Annotated in this window: 16 protein-coding genes and 1 tRNA gene; all 17 read right to left on the minus strand. The window is 64.7% G+C overall.

The features are described from left to right. Positions 1–38 precede the first annotated feature (38 nt). Positions 39–572 (minus strand): ribosome maturation factor RimP, encoded by a 534-nt coding sequence (locus UUA_RS07545; RefSeq protein WP_008435599.1) that lies wholly within the window; start codon positions 570–572, stop codon positions 39–41. 192 nt (positions 573–764) lie between these two features. After that, positions 765–841 (minus strand) — tRNA-Met (locus UUA_RS07550). A gap of 93 nt (positions 842–934) precedes the next feature. Next, positions 935–2,389: an NADH-quinone oxidoreductase subunit NuoN gene (gene nuoN, locus UUA_RS07555; protein WP_008435600.1), complete on the minus strand. Its 1,455-nt coding sequence runs from the start codon at positions 2,387–2,389 to the stop codon at positions 935–937. Between the two features lie 12 nt (positions 2,390–2,401). Continuing rightward, on the minus strand, positions 2,402–3,907 hold the full coding sequence (locus tag UUA_RS07560; RefSeq protein ID WP_008435601.1) for a complex I subunit 4 family protein: 1,506 nt from the start codon (positions 3,905–3,907) through the stop codon (positions 2,402–2,404). Between the two features lie 14 nt (positions 3,908–3,921). Beyond that, on the minus strand, positions 3,922–6,009 hold the full coding sequence (gene nuoL / locus UUA_RS07565; protein ID WP_008435602.1) for an NADH-quinone oxidoreductase subunit L: 2,088 nt from the start codon (positions 6,007–6,009) through the stop codon (positions 3,922–3,924). Positions 6,010–6,013: 4 nt separating this feature from the next. Beyond that, positions 6,014–6,319: an NADH-quinone oxidoreductase subunit NuoK gene (nuoK, locus tag UUA_RS07570; protein ID WP_008435603.1), complete on the minus strand. Its 306-nt coding sequence runs from the start codon at positions 6,317–6,319 to the stop codon at positions 6,014–6,016. Next, complete coding sequence (locus UUA_RS07575; RefSeq protein ID WP_008435604.1) at positions 6,316–6,960, minus strand: NADH-quinone oxidoreductase subunit J; 645 nt, start codon at positions 6,958–6,960, stop codon at positions 6,316–6,318. The genes nuoK and UUA_RS07575 overlap by 4 nt, the downstream gene beginning before the upstream one ends. 9 nt (positions 6,961–6,969) lie before the next feature. Further along, entirely contained in the window at positions 6,970–7,461 is a 492-nt protein-coding gene (gene nuoI / locus UUA_RS07580) for an NADH-quinone oxidoreductase subunit NuoI (RefSeq protein WP_008435605.1), read from the minus strand. Positions 7,462–7,464: 3 nt separating this feature from the next. Beyond that, the gene (gene nuoH, locus UUA_RS07585; RefSeq protein ID WP_008435607.1) at positions 7,465–8,517 is read right to left on the minus strand and encodes an NADH-quinone oxidoreductase subunit NuoH; all 1,053 of its coding nucleotides are present in this window, start codon (positions 8,515–8,517) and stop codon (positions 7,465–7,467) included. Between the two features lie 5 nt (positions 8,518–8,522). After that, complete coding sequence (nuoG, locus tag UUA_RS07590; RefSeq protein WP_008435608.1) at positions 8,523–10,850, minus strand: NADH-quinone oxidoreductase subunit NuoG; 2,328 nt, start codon at positions 10,848–10,850, stop codon at positions 8,523–8,525. Continuing rightward, a complete protein-coding gene (gene nuoF, locus UUA_RS07595; RefSeq protein WP_008435609.1) occupies positions 10,847–12,157 on the minus strand; it encodes an NADH-quinone oxidoreductase subunit NuoF in 1,311 nt (436 codons plus the stop codon). Before nuoF ends, nuoG begins: the two co-directional genes overlap by 4 nt. After that, positions 12,157–12,726, minus strand: coding sequence for an NADH-quinone oxidoreductase subunit NuoE (nuoE, locus tag UUA_RS07600; protein ID WP_008435610.1), 570 nt, complete (start codon positions 12,724–12,726; stop codon positions 12,157–12,159). Before nuoE ends, nuoF begins: the two co-directional genes overlap by 1 nt. A 169-nt stretch (positions 12,727–12,895) precedes the next feature. Continuing rightward, on the minus strand, positions 12,896–14,149 hold the full coding sequence (locus tag UUA_RS07605; protein WP_008435611.1) for an NADH-quinone oxidoreductase subunit D: 1,254 nt from the start codon (positions 14,147–14,149) through the stop codon (positions 12,896–12,898). Between the two features lie 2 nt (positions 14,150–14,151). After that, the gene (locus tag UUA_RS07610; RefSeq protein ID WP_008435612.1) at positions 14,152–14,880 is read right to left on the minus strand and encodes an NADH-quinone oxidoreductase subunit C; all 729 of its coding nucleotides are present in this window, start codon (positions 14,878–14,880) and stop codon (positions 14,152–14,154) included. A 26-nt stretch (positions 14,881–14,906) separates the two neighbouring features. Next, entirely contained in the window at positions 14,907–15,464 is a 558-nt protein-coding gene (locus UUA_RS07615) for a NuoB/complex I 20 kDa subunit family protein (protein ID WP_008435613.1), read from the minus strand. Next, positions 15,455–15,811 (minus strand): NADH-quinone oxidoreductase subunit A, encoded by a 357-nt coding sequence (locus UUA_RS07620; protein ID WP_008435614.1) that lies wholly within the window; start codon positions 15,809–15,811, stop codon positions 15,455–15,457. Before UUA_RS07620 ends, UUA_RS07615 begins: the two co-directional genes overlap by 10 nt. A 275-nt stretch (positions 15,812–16,086) precedes the next feature. Continuing rightward, a complete protein-coding gene (locus tag UUA_RS07625; protein WP_008435615.1) occupies positions 16,087–16,440 on the minus strand; it encodes a PilZ domain-containing protein in 354 nt (117 codons plus the stop codon). Between the last annotated feature and the right edge of the window lie 160 nt (positions 16,441–16,600).

A 16,600-nucleotide genomic window follows, 5' to 3' on the forward strand; every position in this document is an offset into this window, starting at 1 on the left:
CACAAAACCTTGAACGCGACCCCGGATGGCCGCACCGATTATTTCTTGTCGGGCATCTTGCCACCGGGCTTGGGTTGCGGCGCATAACCGAGCGCCACCCAGTCCGGCACCACACGCGCACTTTCCACCAACGCGTGCTCGAATTCGAATGTCTTGCCTTCGGCGTCCAGCACGACGTGCCCACCTTCCGCCGAAACCAGCTTGCCACGCAGACGACGGCGGCCTTCCAGCGGCGCCCGCAGCAGCACCTTCACTTCCTGCCCGCTGGCCCGCGCAAACTGCGCAGCGGTGAACAGCGGCCGATCAAGTCCCGGCGAGGAAACTTCCAGCACGTAGTGGCCGGGAATCGGATCCTCGACGTCCAGCAAGGCGGACAGCTCACGGCTTGCGGTCTCGCAATCCTCGATGCCGACCTCGCGACGTTCGCCGTCGCCCGCCTCCCGGTCCAGCAAGTCCAGGTAGACGCGCAGGGTACTCTGCCCTTGCGACGGGGTGAACTCCACACCGAGGCATTCCAGGCCCAGATCGGCCAGAACCCCGCTGAAACGTTGCGCCAGTGCCTGTGTATCCATGGGTCGCCTTCCCACCGTGAGAACCGCAGAAACAAAAAATGGGCTCCAACGGCCCATTTCCCTATCTCGCCGATGTCCCACTCCATGCAGCTCTTTCCGCTGCGGGCGCCGCGTGAGCCAGCCCCGCGCAGCGCATCCCTTGCGCCCAACAAAAAAGCCTCACGAGGAGGCTTTCTTGCATCAAGAAAGATCTGGTAGCGGGGGCAGGATTCGAACCTGCGACCTTCGGGTTATGAGCCCGACGAGCTGCCAGACTGCTCCACCCCGCATCAGAGTCCACGAAGTTTACCGGGATGGCGGGTTTCTTGCAAGCACGAAGATCGCCGCAGCCGCTGGAAAACCATCCACCACCGGCGCCGCGGTCAGACGCCGAACGCGCGCTGGCACCACGCCAGCAAGGGTCCCCAGTACAGACCGAGCGCAAGCAGGGCCAGTGCGTTCACGGACAGCACCACGCGCAGCGACGTGTCGGCCTTGACCTCCACCACCGCGCCCTCCTCCGCCGTATCGAAGTACATCACCTTGATGACATACAGGTAGTAGTAGAGCCCGATGAACGCCGCGACGATACCGACGATGGCCAGCCACAGCATGTCGGCGTGGATCGCCGCCTCGAGCACCAGCACCTTCGCCCAGAACCCGAACAGGGGCGGCACGCCGGCCAGCGAGAACATCGCCAGCAACATCAGGAACGCCATCCACGGTGCTTTCTGGTTCAGGCCCTTGAAGTCGCTGATCTCTTCACACTCGAACCCGGCGCGGGTGAGCACCAGCATCACGCCGAACGCCGCCGCGCTCATCAACGCGTAGCAAATCACGTAGAACAGCGCGGCCGAGTAGCCCTCCGGAGTTGCCGCCGAAAGCCCCAGCAGCACATAGCCCATGTGCGAGATGGTCGAGTACGCCATCATGCGCTTGAAGTTGGTCTGCACGATGGCGACCAGGTTGCCGAGCACCAGCGATGCGGTGGCCAGCGCGGCCAGCATCGGCTGCCAGTACCGGCTGAGGTCGCCCATGCCGACCTCGAGCAGGCGCCAGGCCAGGCCGAAGGCCGCCAGTTTCGACACCGCACCGATGAAGGTGGTCACCGGCGTCGGCGCACCGTGGTAGACGTCCGGCAGCCACATGTGGAACGGCGCGACGCCCAGCTCGAAACCGATGCCCACCAGCATGAAGATCAGGCCCAGCAGCAGCAGCTTCGGTGCCGTGGTGTAGGCCATCACGTCGTGCAACTTCGCCAGATCCAGCGTCGGCGTACCGCCCATGCCGGAAGCGCCGTAGACCATCGACATGCCGTACAGCAGCATGCCGCCGGCGAGCGCGCTCAGCACGAAATACTTGATCGCCGCCTCCGGTGGCAACAGGGCATCGCGATTCAGTGCGACCAGTGCATAGGACGACAACGACAGCAGCGCCAGGCCGAGGTAGATCGTCACCAGGTTGCCGGCCGACACCAGCACCATCACGCCGAGCACGGCGAAGATCATCAACGAATAGAACTCGCCGCCGAACAGCTTGCGGTCGATCATGTATGGCCGCGCGTACACGAACACCACGGCGGTGAGGCCCAGCGCGAAGACCTTGAGGATCTCCGCCACGTGGTCGCGCACGAACATGCCGTTGAATGCCGTCGCGGTCTGCTCGGGCTGGCCGGCGACCACCAGGTAGATCGCCACCAGCAGCACGACGATGGAGATCCAGTGCAGCTGCGGCCGCTGCGCCGGTTTCATGAATGCGTCCAGCAGCAGGATCAGGCACACCGCCGCCACCAGGTAAAGCTCCGGCAGCAGGGTCAGGATGTCATAGAGAGTGGGCATGTTCGCTTCTGCTCAGATCTTGTGGACGGCAAGTTGCTGCACCAGGTGCGCCACCGAACTGTCCATCAGGTGGACCAGCGGCTGCGGCCACATGCCGATGGCCAGGACCGCAACGGCAAAGCCGATCAGCACCCAGGTTTCCCGCGCGGTCATCGGCGTCATGTGCCTGACGTGTTCGGTGGTCACCGGACCCCACAGCACGCGCTTGACCAACCACAAGGTGTAGCCAGCGCCGATGATCAGGGTGAACGTGGCAAACAACGCGATCCACGGACTGGCGCTGAAGCTGGCCAGGATCACCATGAACTCGCCGACGAAACCACTGGTGCCCGGCAGGCCGCAGTTCGCCATCGCGAACAGCACGTAGAAGAAGCCGAACCACGGCATCATGTTGATGACACCGCCGTAATCCTTGATCTGGCGCGTGTGGGTTCGGTCGTACATCACGCCGATGCAGGTGAACATGGCGCCGGAGACGAAACCGTGCGAGATCATCTGCACCATCGCGCCCTGCATGCCCAGGCTGGCCATCTCGGTGTTGCCGCCTTCGCGCACCAGCATGAACGCCATGAAGATGCCCAAGGTGACGAAGCCCATGTGCGCCACGGACGAATAGGCCACCAGCTTCTTCATGTCCTCCTGCACCAGGGCGACATAGCCGATGTAGATGATCGCGACCAGGCTGAGCACGATCACGATCCACGCGAAGTGCGCACCGGCATCGGGGGTGATCGGCAGGATGAAGCGCACCATGCCGTAGGTGCCGATCTTCAGCATCACCGCGGCCAGCCACACCGAGCCGCCGGTGGGGGCCTCGACGTGGGCGTCGGGCAACCAGGTATGCACCGGCACCATCGGCACCTTGATCGCGAAGGCAATCAGGAACCCGAAGAACAGCCAGGCCTGCTCCTTGAACGTCAGCGGCAGGGCGGCCAGCGTCGCCAGGTCGAACGTGTGCGCCTTCTGGTACAAGTACAGCAGCGCGATCAACATGAACACCGAACCGGTGAACGTGTAGATGAACAGCTTCAGCGTCGCGTACACCCGTCGCGGGCCGCCCCACATGCCGATCAGGATGTACATCGGGATCAGCACCGCCTCGAAGAAGGCGTAGAACACCAGCGCGTCGGTCGCGCAGAACACGCCGATCAGCAGGCCCTCCAGCAGCAGCATGCAGGCCATGTACTGGTGCGGCCGGTTCTGGATGACCTTCCACGCCCCGCCGATGACCAGGATGCCGACAAAGGTCGTCATCAGGATCAGTGCGACAGAGATGCCGTCCACCGCCAGGGTGAAATGCACGCCCCAGGTGGCGATCCAGACATGGGTTTCCTGCAGCTGCATCACCGACCCGTTCGGGTCGTAGCGCAGCAGCCACAGGCTGATCACGAAGGTCGCGATGGTAATCAGCAGCGCCAGCCAGCGCGCCAGCATCGGCCGGGCAGAGCCGGCCAGCAGCACCGGTACCGCGCCAACGATGGGCAGCCAGATCAGCAGACTGAGAAGATGAGTGAACATGGAGCCTGCTTCCCCTAGTTGCCGAACAGTCGATAGCCACCAAACAGCACGATCACGCCGATGATCATGGCGAACGCGTAGTGGTAGAGGTAGCCGGTCTGAAGTCGCCGCATCAGCGCCGCGCTGCGATGGATCAGCCGCACCGACCCGTTCACCGCCACGCCATCGATCACGCCGGCGTCACTGAACTTCCAGAACAGGCGCCCCATTTTCTGCCCGCCGCTGGCGAACAGCGCGTACTCCACTTCATCCACCCAGTACTTGCGGTCAAGCACCGTCCACAACGGCTTGAGCGCCCGCTTGATCCGATCGGCCAGCGCGGGATTGAACACGTAGATGTAGGTGCAGATCACGAAGGCGACCACCACCAGTACGAACGGCAGCTGGGTGAAGCCATGCAAGGCCATCGCCGCCGCGCCGTGGAACTCCTGGCCGAGCTCGGCCAGCACGTCGTTGGCCTCGTTCACGTGGATCGCACCGCCGAACCAGTTGCCGAACAGCATCGGTCCCACGGTGACGTAACCGATCAGCAGCGACGGGATCGCCAGCAGGATCAACGGCACCGTGACCACCCACGGCGATTCCTTGGGCGGGTGATGCAGCACGCCGGGCTGGCCACCGCTGTGGTGCTCGTCCTCGTGCGAGTCGGCCGAGACGTGCACGTCGTAGACGACGTCGCTGGAAGCCGTCTCATGATCGTCACCATGGGCGGCGACGACGGTGAAGCGCTCCTTGCCATGGAAGGTCAGGTACATCTGGCGGAACGTGTACAGCCCCGTCACCAGCACGCCGGCCATCACGCAGAAGTACGCGTAGTTCGCACCCCAGCGATGCGACAGGCCGACCGCCTCGATGATCGCGTCCTTCGAGTAGAAGCCCGAGGTGAACGGCCCCGCCACCAATGCCAGCGAACCGATCCACATGGTGATCCAGGTGATCGGCATGTACTTGCGCAGGCCACCCATGTAGCGCATGTCCTGCTCATGGTGCATCGCGATGATCACCGAGCCGGCGCCGAGGAACAGCAGCGCCTTGAAGAACGCGTGGGTCATCAGGTGGAACACCGCGCCGGAATACATCGACACGCCCAGTGCCACCGTCATGTAGCCCAGCTGCGACAGCGTGGAGTACGCGATCACCCGCTTGATGTCGTTCTGCACGATGCCGATCAAGCCGGTGAACAGCGCGGTGGTGGCACCGATTACCAGCACGAAGCTCAGCGCGGTCGACGACATCTCGAACAGCGGCGACATACGCGCCACCATGAAGATGCCGGCGGTGACCATGGTCGCGGCGTGGATCAGCGCCGAGATCGGGGTCGGGCCTTCCATCGAGTCGGGCAGCCACACGTGCAGCGGCACCTGCGCCGACTTGCCCATCGCGCCGACGAACAGCAGGATGCAGATCACGGTCGCCGCATCCCATTGCATGTTTGCGGTGATCTGCAAGACTTGGCCGGCCAGGCCCGGCGCCGCGCTGAACGCACTGGCATAGTCCAGCGTGTGCAGGAAGGTCAGCACCGCCGCGATGCCCAGCAGGAAGCCGAAGTCGCCCACGCGATTGACCAGGAACGCTTTCAGGTTGGCGAAGATCGCGGTCGGCCGCTTGTACCAGAAGCCGATCAGCAGATACGACACCAGGCCCACCGCTTCCCAACCGAAGAACAGCTGCAGGAAGTTGTTGCTCATGACCAGCATGAACATCGAGAAGGTGAACAGCGAGATGTAGCTGAAGAAGCGCGTGTAACCCGAGTCGTCGCGCATGTAGCCGATGGTGTACAGGTGCACCACCAGCGAGACGAAACCCACCACCACCAGCATCATCGCGGTGAGCCGGTCCACCATGAAGCCGATGCTGGCGTTGACCTGCCCGACCTGGAACCAGGTGTAGATGTTCTGGTTGTAGTTTTCCGCGCCACCCAGGGTGAGCTGATACAGCACCTGGAAGGACAGCGCGACCGACACGATCATGCACGCGATGGTGACGCTGTGGGCGACCGCGCGGCCCGCGCGGCCAAGGAACGGGCTGACGAAACCGGCCACCAGCGAACCAAACAGCGGCGCCAGTGCGATGGTCAACAGGACGCTCGTGGAAAGACCCATGGGTTCAGCCCTTCATGCTGTTGATGTCGGCGATGTTGATCGTGTTGCGCGTACGGAACAGCAAGACCAGGATCGCCAGGCCCACGGCAGCTTCCGCCGCGGCCACCGTGAGGATGAAAAACACGAACACCTGCCCCGATACGTCGCCCAGGAAGCGCGAGAACGCGACAAAATTCATGTTGACCGCAAGCAGCATCAGCTCGATCGACATCAGCAGCACGATCACGTTCTTGCGGTTGATGAACAGGCCGGCGACGGCGATGCAGAACAGCACCGCGCCGAGCACGATGTAGTGCGCGAGCGAGATCATGGCTGCGGCTCCTGAGGGGCGGTCGGTTCATCGGGACGGGCGGCGGCCATCTTCACGATACGCACGCGGTCGCGCGGATCGACCTTGACCTGCTGGCTGGCGGATTCGTAACGCGCGTCACGACGCTCGCGCAGGGTCAGCGCCACCGCCGCCACCAGCCCCACGGTGAGCACCAGCGCAGCCACTTCGAACGGCAGCAGGAACTTCGTGTACAACGCCTGGCCCAGCCACGCGGTGTTCGACACACCGGCCACCGCGGCCGGGTCGGCACCCAGATCGCGCGCATGCATTGCCCGCACGCCGATCAGGCCGAGCATCTCGGCCAGCATGACGACGGCCACGATCACGCCGACCGGCAGGAACTTCACGAAGCCCTCGTGCATTTTCTCCAGGTCGATGTCGAGCATCATCACCACGAACAGGAACAACACCATCACCGCGCCGACGTAGACCACCACCAGCGCCAGCGCGAGGAACTCGGCATCCAGCAGCAGCCACAGGCAGGCAGCGCTGAAGAAGGTGAGCACCAGCGCCAGCACGGCGTGCACGGTGTTCTTCAATGTGATCACCGAGAGCGCGGCCGCCACGGCGACGAGGCTGAAGGCGTAGAAGCAGATGATTTGCAGCGTTTGGGGATTCATCGAAGGGCCTCAGCGGTACGGCGCATCTTGGGCACGATCCGCAGCGATCTGCTGTTCGAAGCGATCGCCGATGGCAAGCAGCTTCTGCTTGTCCACCACGTTCTCGCCGCGATTCTCGAAGTGGTATTCGTGGATCGAGGTTTCGACGATCGAGTCGACCGGGCAGCTTTCCTCGCAGAAACCGCAGTAGATGCACTTGAACAGGTCGATCTCGTAGCGCGTGGTGCGGCGCTGGCCGTCGCTCTCGCGCGGAGCCGAGTCGATGGTGATCGCCAGCGCCGGGCAGACCGCCTCGCACAGCTTGCAGGCGATGCAACGCTCCTCGCCGTTCTCGTAGCGGCGCAGCGCATGCAGCCCGCGGAAGCGGTTCGACTTCGGAATGTGCTCCATCGGGTAGCGCATGGTGTACTTGGGCTTGAACATGTAGCGGATCGTCACGCCCATGCCGGCAACCAGCTCGGCCAGCATCAGACTCTTGAGATAACGGGTTATCACGTTCATGGCTTACGCTCCCACCCCAGTGCTGACCAGGCCGTAGTACTTCAACAGGCCGGCGACGAACACCCAGGCGATGGCAATGGGAATGAATACCTTCCAGCCCAGGCGCATGATCTGGTCGTAGCGGTAGCGCGGGAACGTGGCGCGGAACCACAGGAAGAAGAACGACATCACGAACGCCTTGATAAACAGCCAGGCGAAGCTGCCGGCTCCCAGCCAGCTGATCCAGCCGGGTGCGTCGGCGGAGATCCAGCCCTGCAGGGGGCTGAGCCAGCCGCCGAGGAAGAAGATCGCCGACAGGAAGCTGACCAGGATCATGTTGGCGTATTCGGCCAGGAAGAACAGCGCGAAGGCCGAACCGGAATACTCCACATGGAAGCCGGCGACGATCTCCGACTCGCCTTCGGCCATGTCGAACGGCAGGCGGTTGGTCTCGGCCACGCCGGAGACGAAATAAATAACGAAGACCGGCAGCAACGGCAACCAGAACCACTCGAACAGGCCCTTGCCGCCGGCCTGCGCGTTGACGATTTCGCTGAGGTTGAGGCTGCCGGCCAGCACCATCACGCAGACCAGGCACAGACCCATGGCCAGTTCGTACGAGATCACCTGGGCCGCCGAACGCATGGCACCCAGCAATGCATAGCGCGAGTTGGACGCCCAGCCGGCGATGATGATGCCGTAGACGCCCATCGAGGTCATCGCCAGCAGGTAGAGGATGCCCGCGTTGGCGTTGGACAACACCATCTTGCCGCTGAACGGGATCACCGCCCAGGCCGCCAGCGCGGGGACCAACCCGATCAGCGGCGCCAGGAAATACAGGAAGCGGTTGGCCTTGGTCGGCAGGATCACTTCCTTGATCAGCAGCTTCACCACGTCGGCGAAGGCCTGCAGCACGCCGCCGGGGCCGATCTTGTTCGGCCCCAGGCGCACGTGCATCCAGCCGATGACCTTGCGCTCCCAGTACACGAACATCGCCACCGCGATCACCAGCGGCAACACGATGCACAGGATGTAGATCAGCGGCCACACGACCTGGTTGATGAGTTGATCAGCCATGATGCCTATGCCTTGCTCAAGGTGATGGCTGCGCCGTGCGGCGGCAGCGTGGCGGTAAGGTCGTGGGCCGCCTCGATCCACACAGCGCCGTCGGGCACGGCCGCATCGATCAGCACCGGCAACTGCACCTCGCCGATGGTCGCCTGGGCGCCAGCGACCAGGCCTTGCCGCCGGGCCTCGGCCTCGTTGAGGCGGATCGCCGGCGCACGATTGAGCGGGTGGGCATTGAGTGCCGTGGCCCGGCGCAGCACCGCATCGAGGCGATAGATCGGCCAGGTGGCCAGCCGGGTGAGCGCGGCGGGCGCGGCACGCGTCGACAGGCCCTGGCGCGGTACCTGCGCGCGCGCGCTGATGCCTTCGCGCAAACCGGCGATGTCATCGAACTCGAAACCCGCCAACTGCATCGCCCCGCCTAGGGCACGCAGGACCTTCCAGCCCGGTCGCGCCTCGCCTGGCGCCTTCGCCCCGGCCGCCACGCCCTGGGCCAGCCCGTCGACGTTGACCAAGGTCGCGTCGATCTCCGGCAGCAGCGCGATCGGCAGGATCACATCGGCCACTTCGCGCAATGCGGCACCGGCATAGGCGCTGAACGCCACCACCTGGTCCGCACCATGCAGCGCCCGCAAGGCCGCGCCGCCATCGGCGAAATCGTGCGGCGGCTCGACCCCGTACAGCAGGTAGCTCTTGCGCGGCTGCGCCAGCATCGCCTGCGCATCCAGCCCGCCGTTGCCCGGCACCACACCGAGCTGCGCCAGGCCGACAGCATTCGCGCCGACCGGCAGTTCATCGTAACCGGCACCGGTGGCGTCGGCGATGAAACGGGTGATCGCGCGCAGCCAGGATGCCTGCGGATGGGTCACTGCGGCTTCGCCGACGATCACCACGGCCTTGCCCGACTTCAGTGCGGCGATCGCGTCGCTGTCGCCTTGGTCGCTCTGCGCCGACGCAATCGCCTCGGCCAGTGCCGCCGGCGCATTCGCACCAGCAGCCACGGCGGCCTTGGCCAGCGCCAGCAGCGCATCGACCATGGCCTGTGGCGCCACCACTGCCTCGCCGGCCAGCTTGTAGTTGAAATCGAAGTGCGCAGGATTGACCGCGTAGACCCTTGCACCCTTCTTGGTCGCCTGATGCAGGCGATGGTTCAGCAGCGGCATCTCGTAACGCAGGTCGGAGCCGACCAGCAAGGCCGCCCGGACTTGTTCTACCTCGGCCACCGGCAGCGTAAACGGCTGCGCCACGGCGTTGTCGGCGAAATCGAGCTGGCGCAGGCGATGATCGACGTGGGCGCTGCCCAGGCCGCGGGCCAGCCGCATCAGCAGATCGCCCTCCTCGTTCGAGGTGGCCGGGTGCAGCAGGATGCCCAGCTCGCTGCCCGGCGCCTTCTTCAACGCCTCACCGGCGAACTGCAGTGCATCTTCCCAGGTGGTCGCCTGCCACTGGCCGTTGCGCTTCACTTCCGGTGCGCTGATACGGTCGGCGGCGTACATGCCCTGGTGGCTGTAGCGGTCGCGGTCGGACAGCCAGCACTCGTTGACCGCCTCGTTGTCGCGCGGCACCGTGCGCAGCACTTCGCCGCGGCGGGTGTGCAGCCACAGATTGGAGCCCAGCGCGTCGTGCCAGGCGATCGACGGCTTGGCGATCAGCTCCCACGCGCGTGCCTTGAACTGGAACGGCTTGTTGGTCAGCGCACCCACCGGGCAGACGTCGATGATATTGCCCGACAGCTCGCTCTCGACGTTCTTGCCGATGTAGGTGCCGATCACGTGGCGGTCGCCGCGATCCATGCTGCCGAACTCGTAGGTGCCGGCGATCTCGCTGATGAAGCGCACGCAGCGCGTGCAGTGGATGCAGCGCGTCATCTCGGTGGCCACCAGCGGGCCGATGTCCTCGTCGGCGATGGTGCGCTTGCGCTCGGTGAAGCGCGACACGCTGCGGCCGTAGCCCAGCGCCATGTCCTGCAGCTCGCACTCGCCGCCCTGGTCGCAGATCGGGCAGTCCATCGGGTGGTTGATGAGCAGGAACTCCATCACGTTGCGTTGCGCGTGCAGCGCCTTGTCCGAACGGGTGAGCACCTTCATGCCTTCGGCCACCGGTGTGGCGCAGGCCGGCTGCGGCTTGGGCATCGGGCGTCCGCCCATCTCCACCTCGACCAGGCACTGCCGGCAGCTCGCCGCGATCGGCAGCTTGCGGTGGTAGCAGAAACGCGGAATGGGAATGCCGGCCTTATCGGTGGCCTCGATGATCATCGAGCCCTTGGGTACCTGGATCGGCTTGCCGTCGACCTCGATGTTGACCAGGTTCGGCGCGGTGTTCTGGGTTGGCTGCGCGCTCATGCGGCGGCTCCAAGCTTGTCGTCGACCATGGAGCGACCGTGCTCGACGTAGTATTCGAATTCGTGCCAGTAGTGGTGCAGGAAGGCCTGCACCGGCCATGCCGCCGCCTCGCCGAACGCGCAGATGGTGTGACCCTCGATCTGGCCGGCCACCGCCTTCAGGCGATGCAGGTCGTCCGGCACGCCCTTGCCGGCGACGATGCGGGTGAGCACGCGATGCATCCAGCCAGTGCCCTCGCGGCACGGCGTGCACTGACCGCAGGATTCCATGTGGTAGAACTGGCTGATGCGCTCGCAGGCCCGCACCATGCAGGTGGTCTCGTCCATCACGATCACCGCACCCGAGCCCAGGCCCGAACCAGCCTTCTGGATCGAGTCGTAGTCCATCGTGCAGGCCATCATCACCTCGGCCGGCAGCACCTTCATCGAGGTACCGCCCGGGATCACCGCCTTGAGCTTGTGCCCGTTGCGCACGCCGCCGGCCATCTCCAGCAGGTCCGCGAACGGCGTGCCCAGGCGGATCTCGAAATTGCCCGGGCGGTTGACGTGGCCGGATACCGAGAAGATCTTCGGGCCGCCGTTGTTCGGCTTGCCCAGGTTGAGGAACCAGTCGGCGCCGTTGCGCAGGATCGCCGGCACCGAGGCGTAGGTCTCGGTGTTGTTGATCGTGGTCGGCTTGCCGTACAGGCCGAAGTTGGCCGGGAACGGCGGCTTGAAGCGCGGCCAGCCCTTCTTGCCTTCCAGCGACTCCATCAGCGCGGTTTCCTCGCCGCAGATGTAGGCGCCGGCGCCAAGCGCCGCATGGATGTCCACGTTGATGCCACTGCCGCCGATATTCTTGCCAAGCAGGCCGGCCGCATAGGCTTCCTTCAGCGCCGCCTCGAAGTGCTCGAACGGCTCGTGGTGGAACTCACCGCGCAGATAGTTGTAGGCCATGGTGGAACCGGTGCAGTAGCACGCGATGGCCAGGCCCTCGATCACTGCGTGCGGGTTGTAGCGCAGGATGTCACGGTCCTTCGCGGTGCCCGGCTCGGACTCGTCCGAGTTGCACAGGATGTACTTCTGCATGTCGCCCTTGGGCATGAAGGACCACTTCAGGCCGGTGGGAAAGCCCGCGCCGCCGCGGCCGCGCAGGCTGGATTTCTTGATTTCCTCGACCAGCGAGGCCGGGTCGGGCTTCTCGGCGAGGATCTTCCGCCACGCCTTGTAGCCATCGACCTTCTCGTAGCTCTCCATCGACCACGGCGTGTCGAAATGCAGCGTGGTGTAGACGACCTGGTGTTCCTTGGGGGCGGGTCCGACGGCCATCAGTGCTTCCTCTCGGCGTCGTGGGCGTGATCCGGGCCATCCATGCTCAGGCCGTCGAGGATCTCGTCGAGCTTCTCGATGGTCAGGCGTTCGTGGTAATGCCCGTTCACGGTCATCGCCGGCGCGTAGACGCAGGCCGCGATGCACTCCTCTTCCTTCTTCAGGTAGACGCGGCCGTCCGGCGTGCTCTCGCCCAGCTTGATGCCCAGCTTCTTCTCGCAGTGGTGCACCAGGCTATCGGCGCCGTTGAGCCAACAGGAGATGTTGGTGCAGATCGCCACGTTGTTGCGGGCCACCGGCTTGGTCTCCAGCATCGAGTAGAAGCTGGCCACCTCGTACGCCCAGATCGCCGGCAGGTCGAGGTACTTCGCCACCGCGGCGATCAGCTCGTCGGTGAGAAAGCCCTTGTTCTGCTCCTGGGCGCCGAACAGCGCCTGGATCAGCGCCGAGCGCTTGCGGTCGGGCGGAAACTTGGCCACCCAGTGGTCGATGTGCTGGCGGGTGTGCTCGGTGAGTACGACGAGGGGATCGACGTTCCTGACCTGCTCGTAATGTCCGGTGGCTTTCATGCTTGGAACTCCGGGAATCGGGAATGGAGAATAGGGAATGGGCAAGAGCCAACCCGCATCACAACGATTCCGACTCCATTGCGGCAGTCGCGGCTGTTCGAGGTGTAAAGGTTGGAGCCGCCGCGACGCGCTCTACCCATTCCCGACTCCCGATTCCCCATTCCGGTATTCATCGATCCACTTCGCCGAACACGAGGTCGTAGGTACCGATCATGGCCACCACGTCGGCGAGCATGTGGCCGCGCACGAGGGTGTCCATGGATGACAGGTGGGCAAAGCCCGGGGCGCGCAGGTGCACGCGGAACGGCTTGTTGGCGCCGTCGGAAACCAGGTAGCAGCCGAACTCGCCCTTGGGCGCCTCGACCGCGCAATAGGTTTCCCCGGCCGGCACGCAATAGCCCTCGGTGAACAGCTTGAAGTGGTGGATGAGCGCTTCCATGTCCTGCTTCATCTCGACCCGCGACGGCGGCGCCACCTTGAAGTTCTTCACCATCACCGGGCCCGGGTTGGCGCGCAGCCACTCCACGCATTGGCGGATGATGCGGTTGGACTGGCGCATCTCTTCCACGCGCACCAGGTAGCGGTCGTAGCAATCGCCGTTGACGCCGACCGGGATGTCGAAATCCATCTCGGCGTACTTCGCGTAGGGCTGCTTTTTGCGCAGGTCCCACTCGACGCCCGAGCCGCGCAGCATCGCGCCGGTCATGCCCCACTGCTGGGCCAGTTCCGGGCTGACCACGCCGATGCCGACGGTGCGCTGCTTCCAGATACGGTTGGTGGTGAGCAGCACCTCGTATTCGTCCACCTTCGAGGGGAAGTCGGCGGTGAACGCGTCGAGGAAGTCGAGCATCGAGCCTTCGCGCCAGCTGTTGATGCGCTTGAGGTCGGCGCCCTTGTGCCACGGCGACTCGCGGTACTGCGACATCTGCGCCGGCAGGTCGCGGTAGACGCCGCCCGGGCGGTAGTACGTGGCGTGCATGCGCGCACCCGACACCGCCTCGTAGACGTCCATCAGCTCCTCGCGCTCGCGGAACGCGTACAGCATCACCGCCATCGCGCCCAGGTCGAGCGCGTTCGAGCCGATCCACATCAGGTGGTTCAGGATGCGGGTGATCTCGTCGAACATGGTGCGGATGTACTGCGCGCGTTCCGGCGCCTCGATGCCCAGCAGGGTTTCGATCGCGCGCACGTAGGCGTGCTCGTTGCACATCATCGACACGTAGTCGAGCCGGTCCATGTAGCCGATGGACTGGTTGAACGGCTTGGACTCGGCCAGCTTCTCGGTACCGCGATGGAGCAGGCCCACGTGCGGATCGACGCGCACGATGGTTTCGCCGTCCATCTCCATGATCAGGCGGAGCACGCCGTGCGCGGCCGGATGCTGCGGGCCGAAGTTCATCGTGTAGTTGCGGATTTCCTGCATGCTCAGTTCTCCCGCCAGTGGTCGGCGGCTTCGGCCTTGGCCTGCATCAGGTCGGCATCGTCGCGGATGGTGCGCGGCACCAGCACGCGCGGCTCGATCGACACCGGCTCGTAGATCACCCGCTTCTGCTCGGGGTCGTAGCGCACCTCGACATTGCCGATCAGCGGGAAGTCCTTGCGGAACGGATGGCCGACGAAACCGTAGTCGGTGAGGATACGGCGCAGGTCGGGATGGCCGTCGAAGATGATGCCGTACAGGTCGAACGCCTCGCGCTCGAACCAGTTCACGCCCGGCCACACCGCGGTCAGCGACGGCACCAGCGGCAGGCTGTCGTCCTCGCAGAACACGCGCAGGCGCAGCCGGCGGTTGTGCTCGATCGACAGCAACTGGATTACCGCCGCGAAGCGGCGCGGCCGGCGCTCACCGCGCGGGCGGCCGGCCCAGTCGAAACGCCCCTGCGCCTGACCCTCCACGCCGCGCGAAAAACCGGTACTGGAAACGGTCTCGGTGTCCCACTCGATCTGGCCGTAGCCGAGGTAGTCGATGCCGCACAGGTCGATCAGTTCGCTGAAGCGGAACGCCGGCTCGTCGCGCAGCGCAGTGGCCACCGTGATCAGGTCGCCGGCGGCCAGTTCGGCGACGGTTTCGTTGCGCATGCTGCTGATGGCCAGCGTGTCGCCGAAACGCGCGGCAAGCTGCCCAGCCAGCGAGGTCTTTGGGGTGTCGGTCATGGACTGCGCCTTCAGGGATGTGCCGCTCAAGAGCGCGCGATGGTGCTGGTGCGGCGGATCTTCTTCTGCAACTGCAGGATGCCGTGGATCAGCGCTTCGGCCGTGGGCGGGCAGCCCGGCACGTAGATGTCCACCGGCACGATGCGGTCGCAGCCGCGCACCACGGAATAGGAATAGTGGTAATAGCCGCCGCCGTTGGCGCAGCTGCCCATCGAGATGACCCACTTCGGCTCGGGCATCTGGTCGTAGACCTTGCGCAGCGCCGGCGCCATCTTGTTGACCAGGGTGCCGGCCACGATCATCACGTCGGACTGGCGCGGGCTGGGGCGGAAGATCACGCCGTAACGGTCGAGGTCGAGTCGCGCCACGCCGGCGTGCATCATCTCCACCGCGCAGCAGGCCAGGCCGAAGGTCACCGGCCACATCGAGCCGGTGCGCGCCCAGTTCATCAGCGCATCGACGCTGGTGGTGGCGAAGCCGCGTTGCACGACGGGATTGTCACCGGCCGGCCGCAGGATGTCGTCGACCAGGTTCAGCGGCTCCGGGTTGTGCATCACCCGGCTGATGGAATCGATCACTCCCATTCGAGCGCTCCCTTCTTCCACACGTAGGCGAAACCGACGACCAGCAGCAGCAGGAACAGGCCCATTTCGATCAACGCAACGAGGCCGATCTGCTTGAACACCACCGCCCACGGAAACAGGAAGGCAATTTCCAGGTCGAAGATGATGAACAGGATGGCGAGCAGGTAATAGCGCACGTCGAAGCGCATGCGGGCGTCTTCGAATGCCTCGAAGCCGCACTCGTAAGGCGCAAGTTTTTCCGCCTCGGGGCGGCGTGGACCGGCCAGCAGGCCGATGACCAGCAATGCCACGCCAAGGCCGACGGCAACGCCGATGAACAACAGGACAGGCCAGTATTCGGCAAGCACGATGCAACTTACCTCCGCGCCAGTGGCGCATCAGTGACCGCGGGGATTTGCATCCAGCAACGCACGGTCCGGCGACTTCGATTCAGCAGGCCGACACAGCCATGGGCTTTCCAGCCATGCCTGCAGGCTCTGCCGCCGCGCGCAGGCATCCGATGTTTCGCGGAATGGATCCGCGAATCCCGCCATTGTATCAGTGCGCATGGGCACAACAAGCCTTGACGACCGATGTGATGCGCATTAACACCCGACTGCATACAAATGGAGTGACGACGGCATCACATGGTGTGAGTGGGGCGCTCGGAGTTGAGCGTGCCGGCGAGGATGTTCTCGATCCGGCTGCGGGCGGCCTCGGCATCGCCCGATTCGTTGAAGTGGATGCCGATGCCGGCGGTGCGGTTGCCCTGCGCACCGACCGGGCTGATCCACACCACCTTGCCGACCACCGACAGGCGCTCGGTTTCCTCGGCCAGGGTCACCAGCAGCACGACCTCGTCGCCCAGCGAATACGACTGCGCCGTCGCCGCGAACAGGCCGCCATGCTTGAGGAACGGCATGTAGGCATTGTACAGCGAGGCCGCATCCTTGATTTTCAGCGAGATGATGCCCTGCCGGGCTGCAACGACTTTCATGGGAGGCTCCTGCCGGACGTTCGAATGCCGCGGTCGATGGCCCGATCTTAGAGCCTGTGCGAGGCTTCCGCATAGCCGCACCTGCGCGCATCCATGGCCATGGCGGTCATCGCTAGCCGGCCAGGTCCGCGACGATGCCGGTCATGTCGGTTTCCGGTCG

The sequence above is a fragment of the Rhodanobacter thiooxydans LCS2 genome, from assembly GCF_000264375.1.
Classification (GTDB): Bacteria; Pseudomonadota; Gammaproteobacteria; order Xanthomonadales; family Rhodanobacteraceae; genus Rhodanobacter; species Rhodanobacter thiooxydans.

Coding starts and splice junctions, on each gene's coding strand:
- UUA_RS07575 (WP_008435604.1), bottom strand. CDS start 6,960: ATGAATCCCCAAACGCTGCAAATCATCTGCTTCTACGCCTTCAGCCTC.
- nuoF (WP_008435609.1), bottom strand. CDS start 12,157: ATGGCCGTCGGACCCGCCCCCAAGGAACACCAGGTCGTCTACACCACG.
- nuoI (WP_008435605.1), bottom strand. CDS start 7,461: ATGAACGTGATAACCCGTTATCTCAAGAGTCTGATGCTGGCCGAGCTG.
- UUA_RS07615 (WP_008435613.1), bottom strand. CDS start 15,464: ATGGGAGTGATCGATTCCATCAGCCGGGTGATGCACAACCCGGAGCCG.
- nuoH (WP_008435607.1), bottom strand. CDS start 8,517: ATGGCTGATCAACTCATCAACCAGGTCGTGTGGCCGCTGATCTACATC.
- UUA_RS07545 (WP_008435599.1), bottom strand. CDS start 572: ATGGATACACAGGCACTGGCGCAACGTTTCAGCGGGGTTCTGGCCGAT.
- UUA_RS07625 (WP_008435615.1), bottom strand. CDS start 16,440: ATGAAAGTCGTTGCAGCCCGGCAGGGCATCATCTCGCTGAAAATCAAG.
- nuoL (WP_008435602.1), bottom strand. CDS start 6,009: ATGGGTCTTTCCACGAGCGTCCTGTTGACCATCGCACTGGCGCCGCTG.
- nuoN (WP_008435600.1), bottom strand. CDS start 2,389: ATGCCCACTCTCTATGACATCCTGACCCTGCTGCCGGAGCTTTACCTG.
- UUA_RS07560 (WP_008435601.1), bottom strand. CDS start 3,907: ATGTTCACTCATCTTCTCAGTCTGCTGATCTGGCTGCCCATCGTTGGC.
- nuoG (WP_008435608.1), bottom strand. CDS start 10,850: ATGAGCGCGCAGCCAACCCAGAACACCGCGCCGAACCTGGTCAACATC.
- nuoE (WP_008435610.1), bottom strand. CDS start 12,726: ATGAAAGCCACCGGACATTACGAGCAGGTCAGGAACGTCGATCCCCTC.
- nuoK (WP_008435603.1), bottom strand. CDS start 6,319: ATGATCTCGCTCGCGCACTACATCGTGCTCGGCGCGGTGCTGTTCTGC.
- UUA_RS07610 (WP_008435612.1), bottom strand. CDS start 14,880: ATGACCGACACCCCAAAGACCTCGCTGGCTGGGCAGCTTGCCGCGCGT.
- UUA_RS07605 (WP_008435611.1), bottom strand. CDS start 14,149: ATGCAGGAAATCCGCAACTACACGATGAACTTCGGCCCGCAGCATCCG.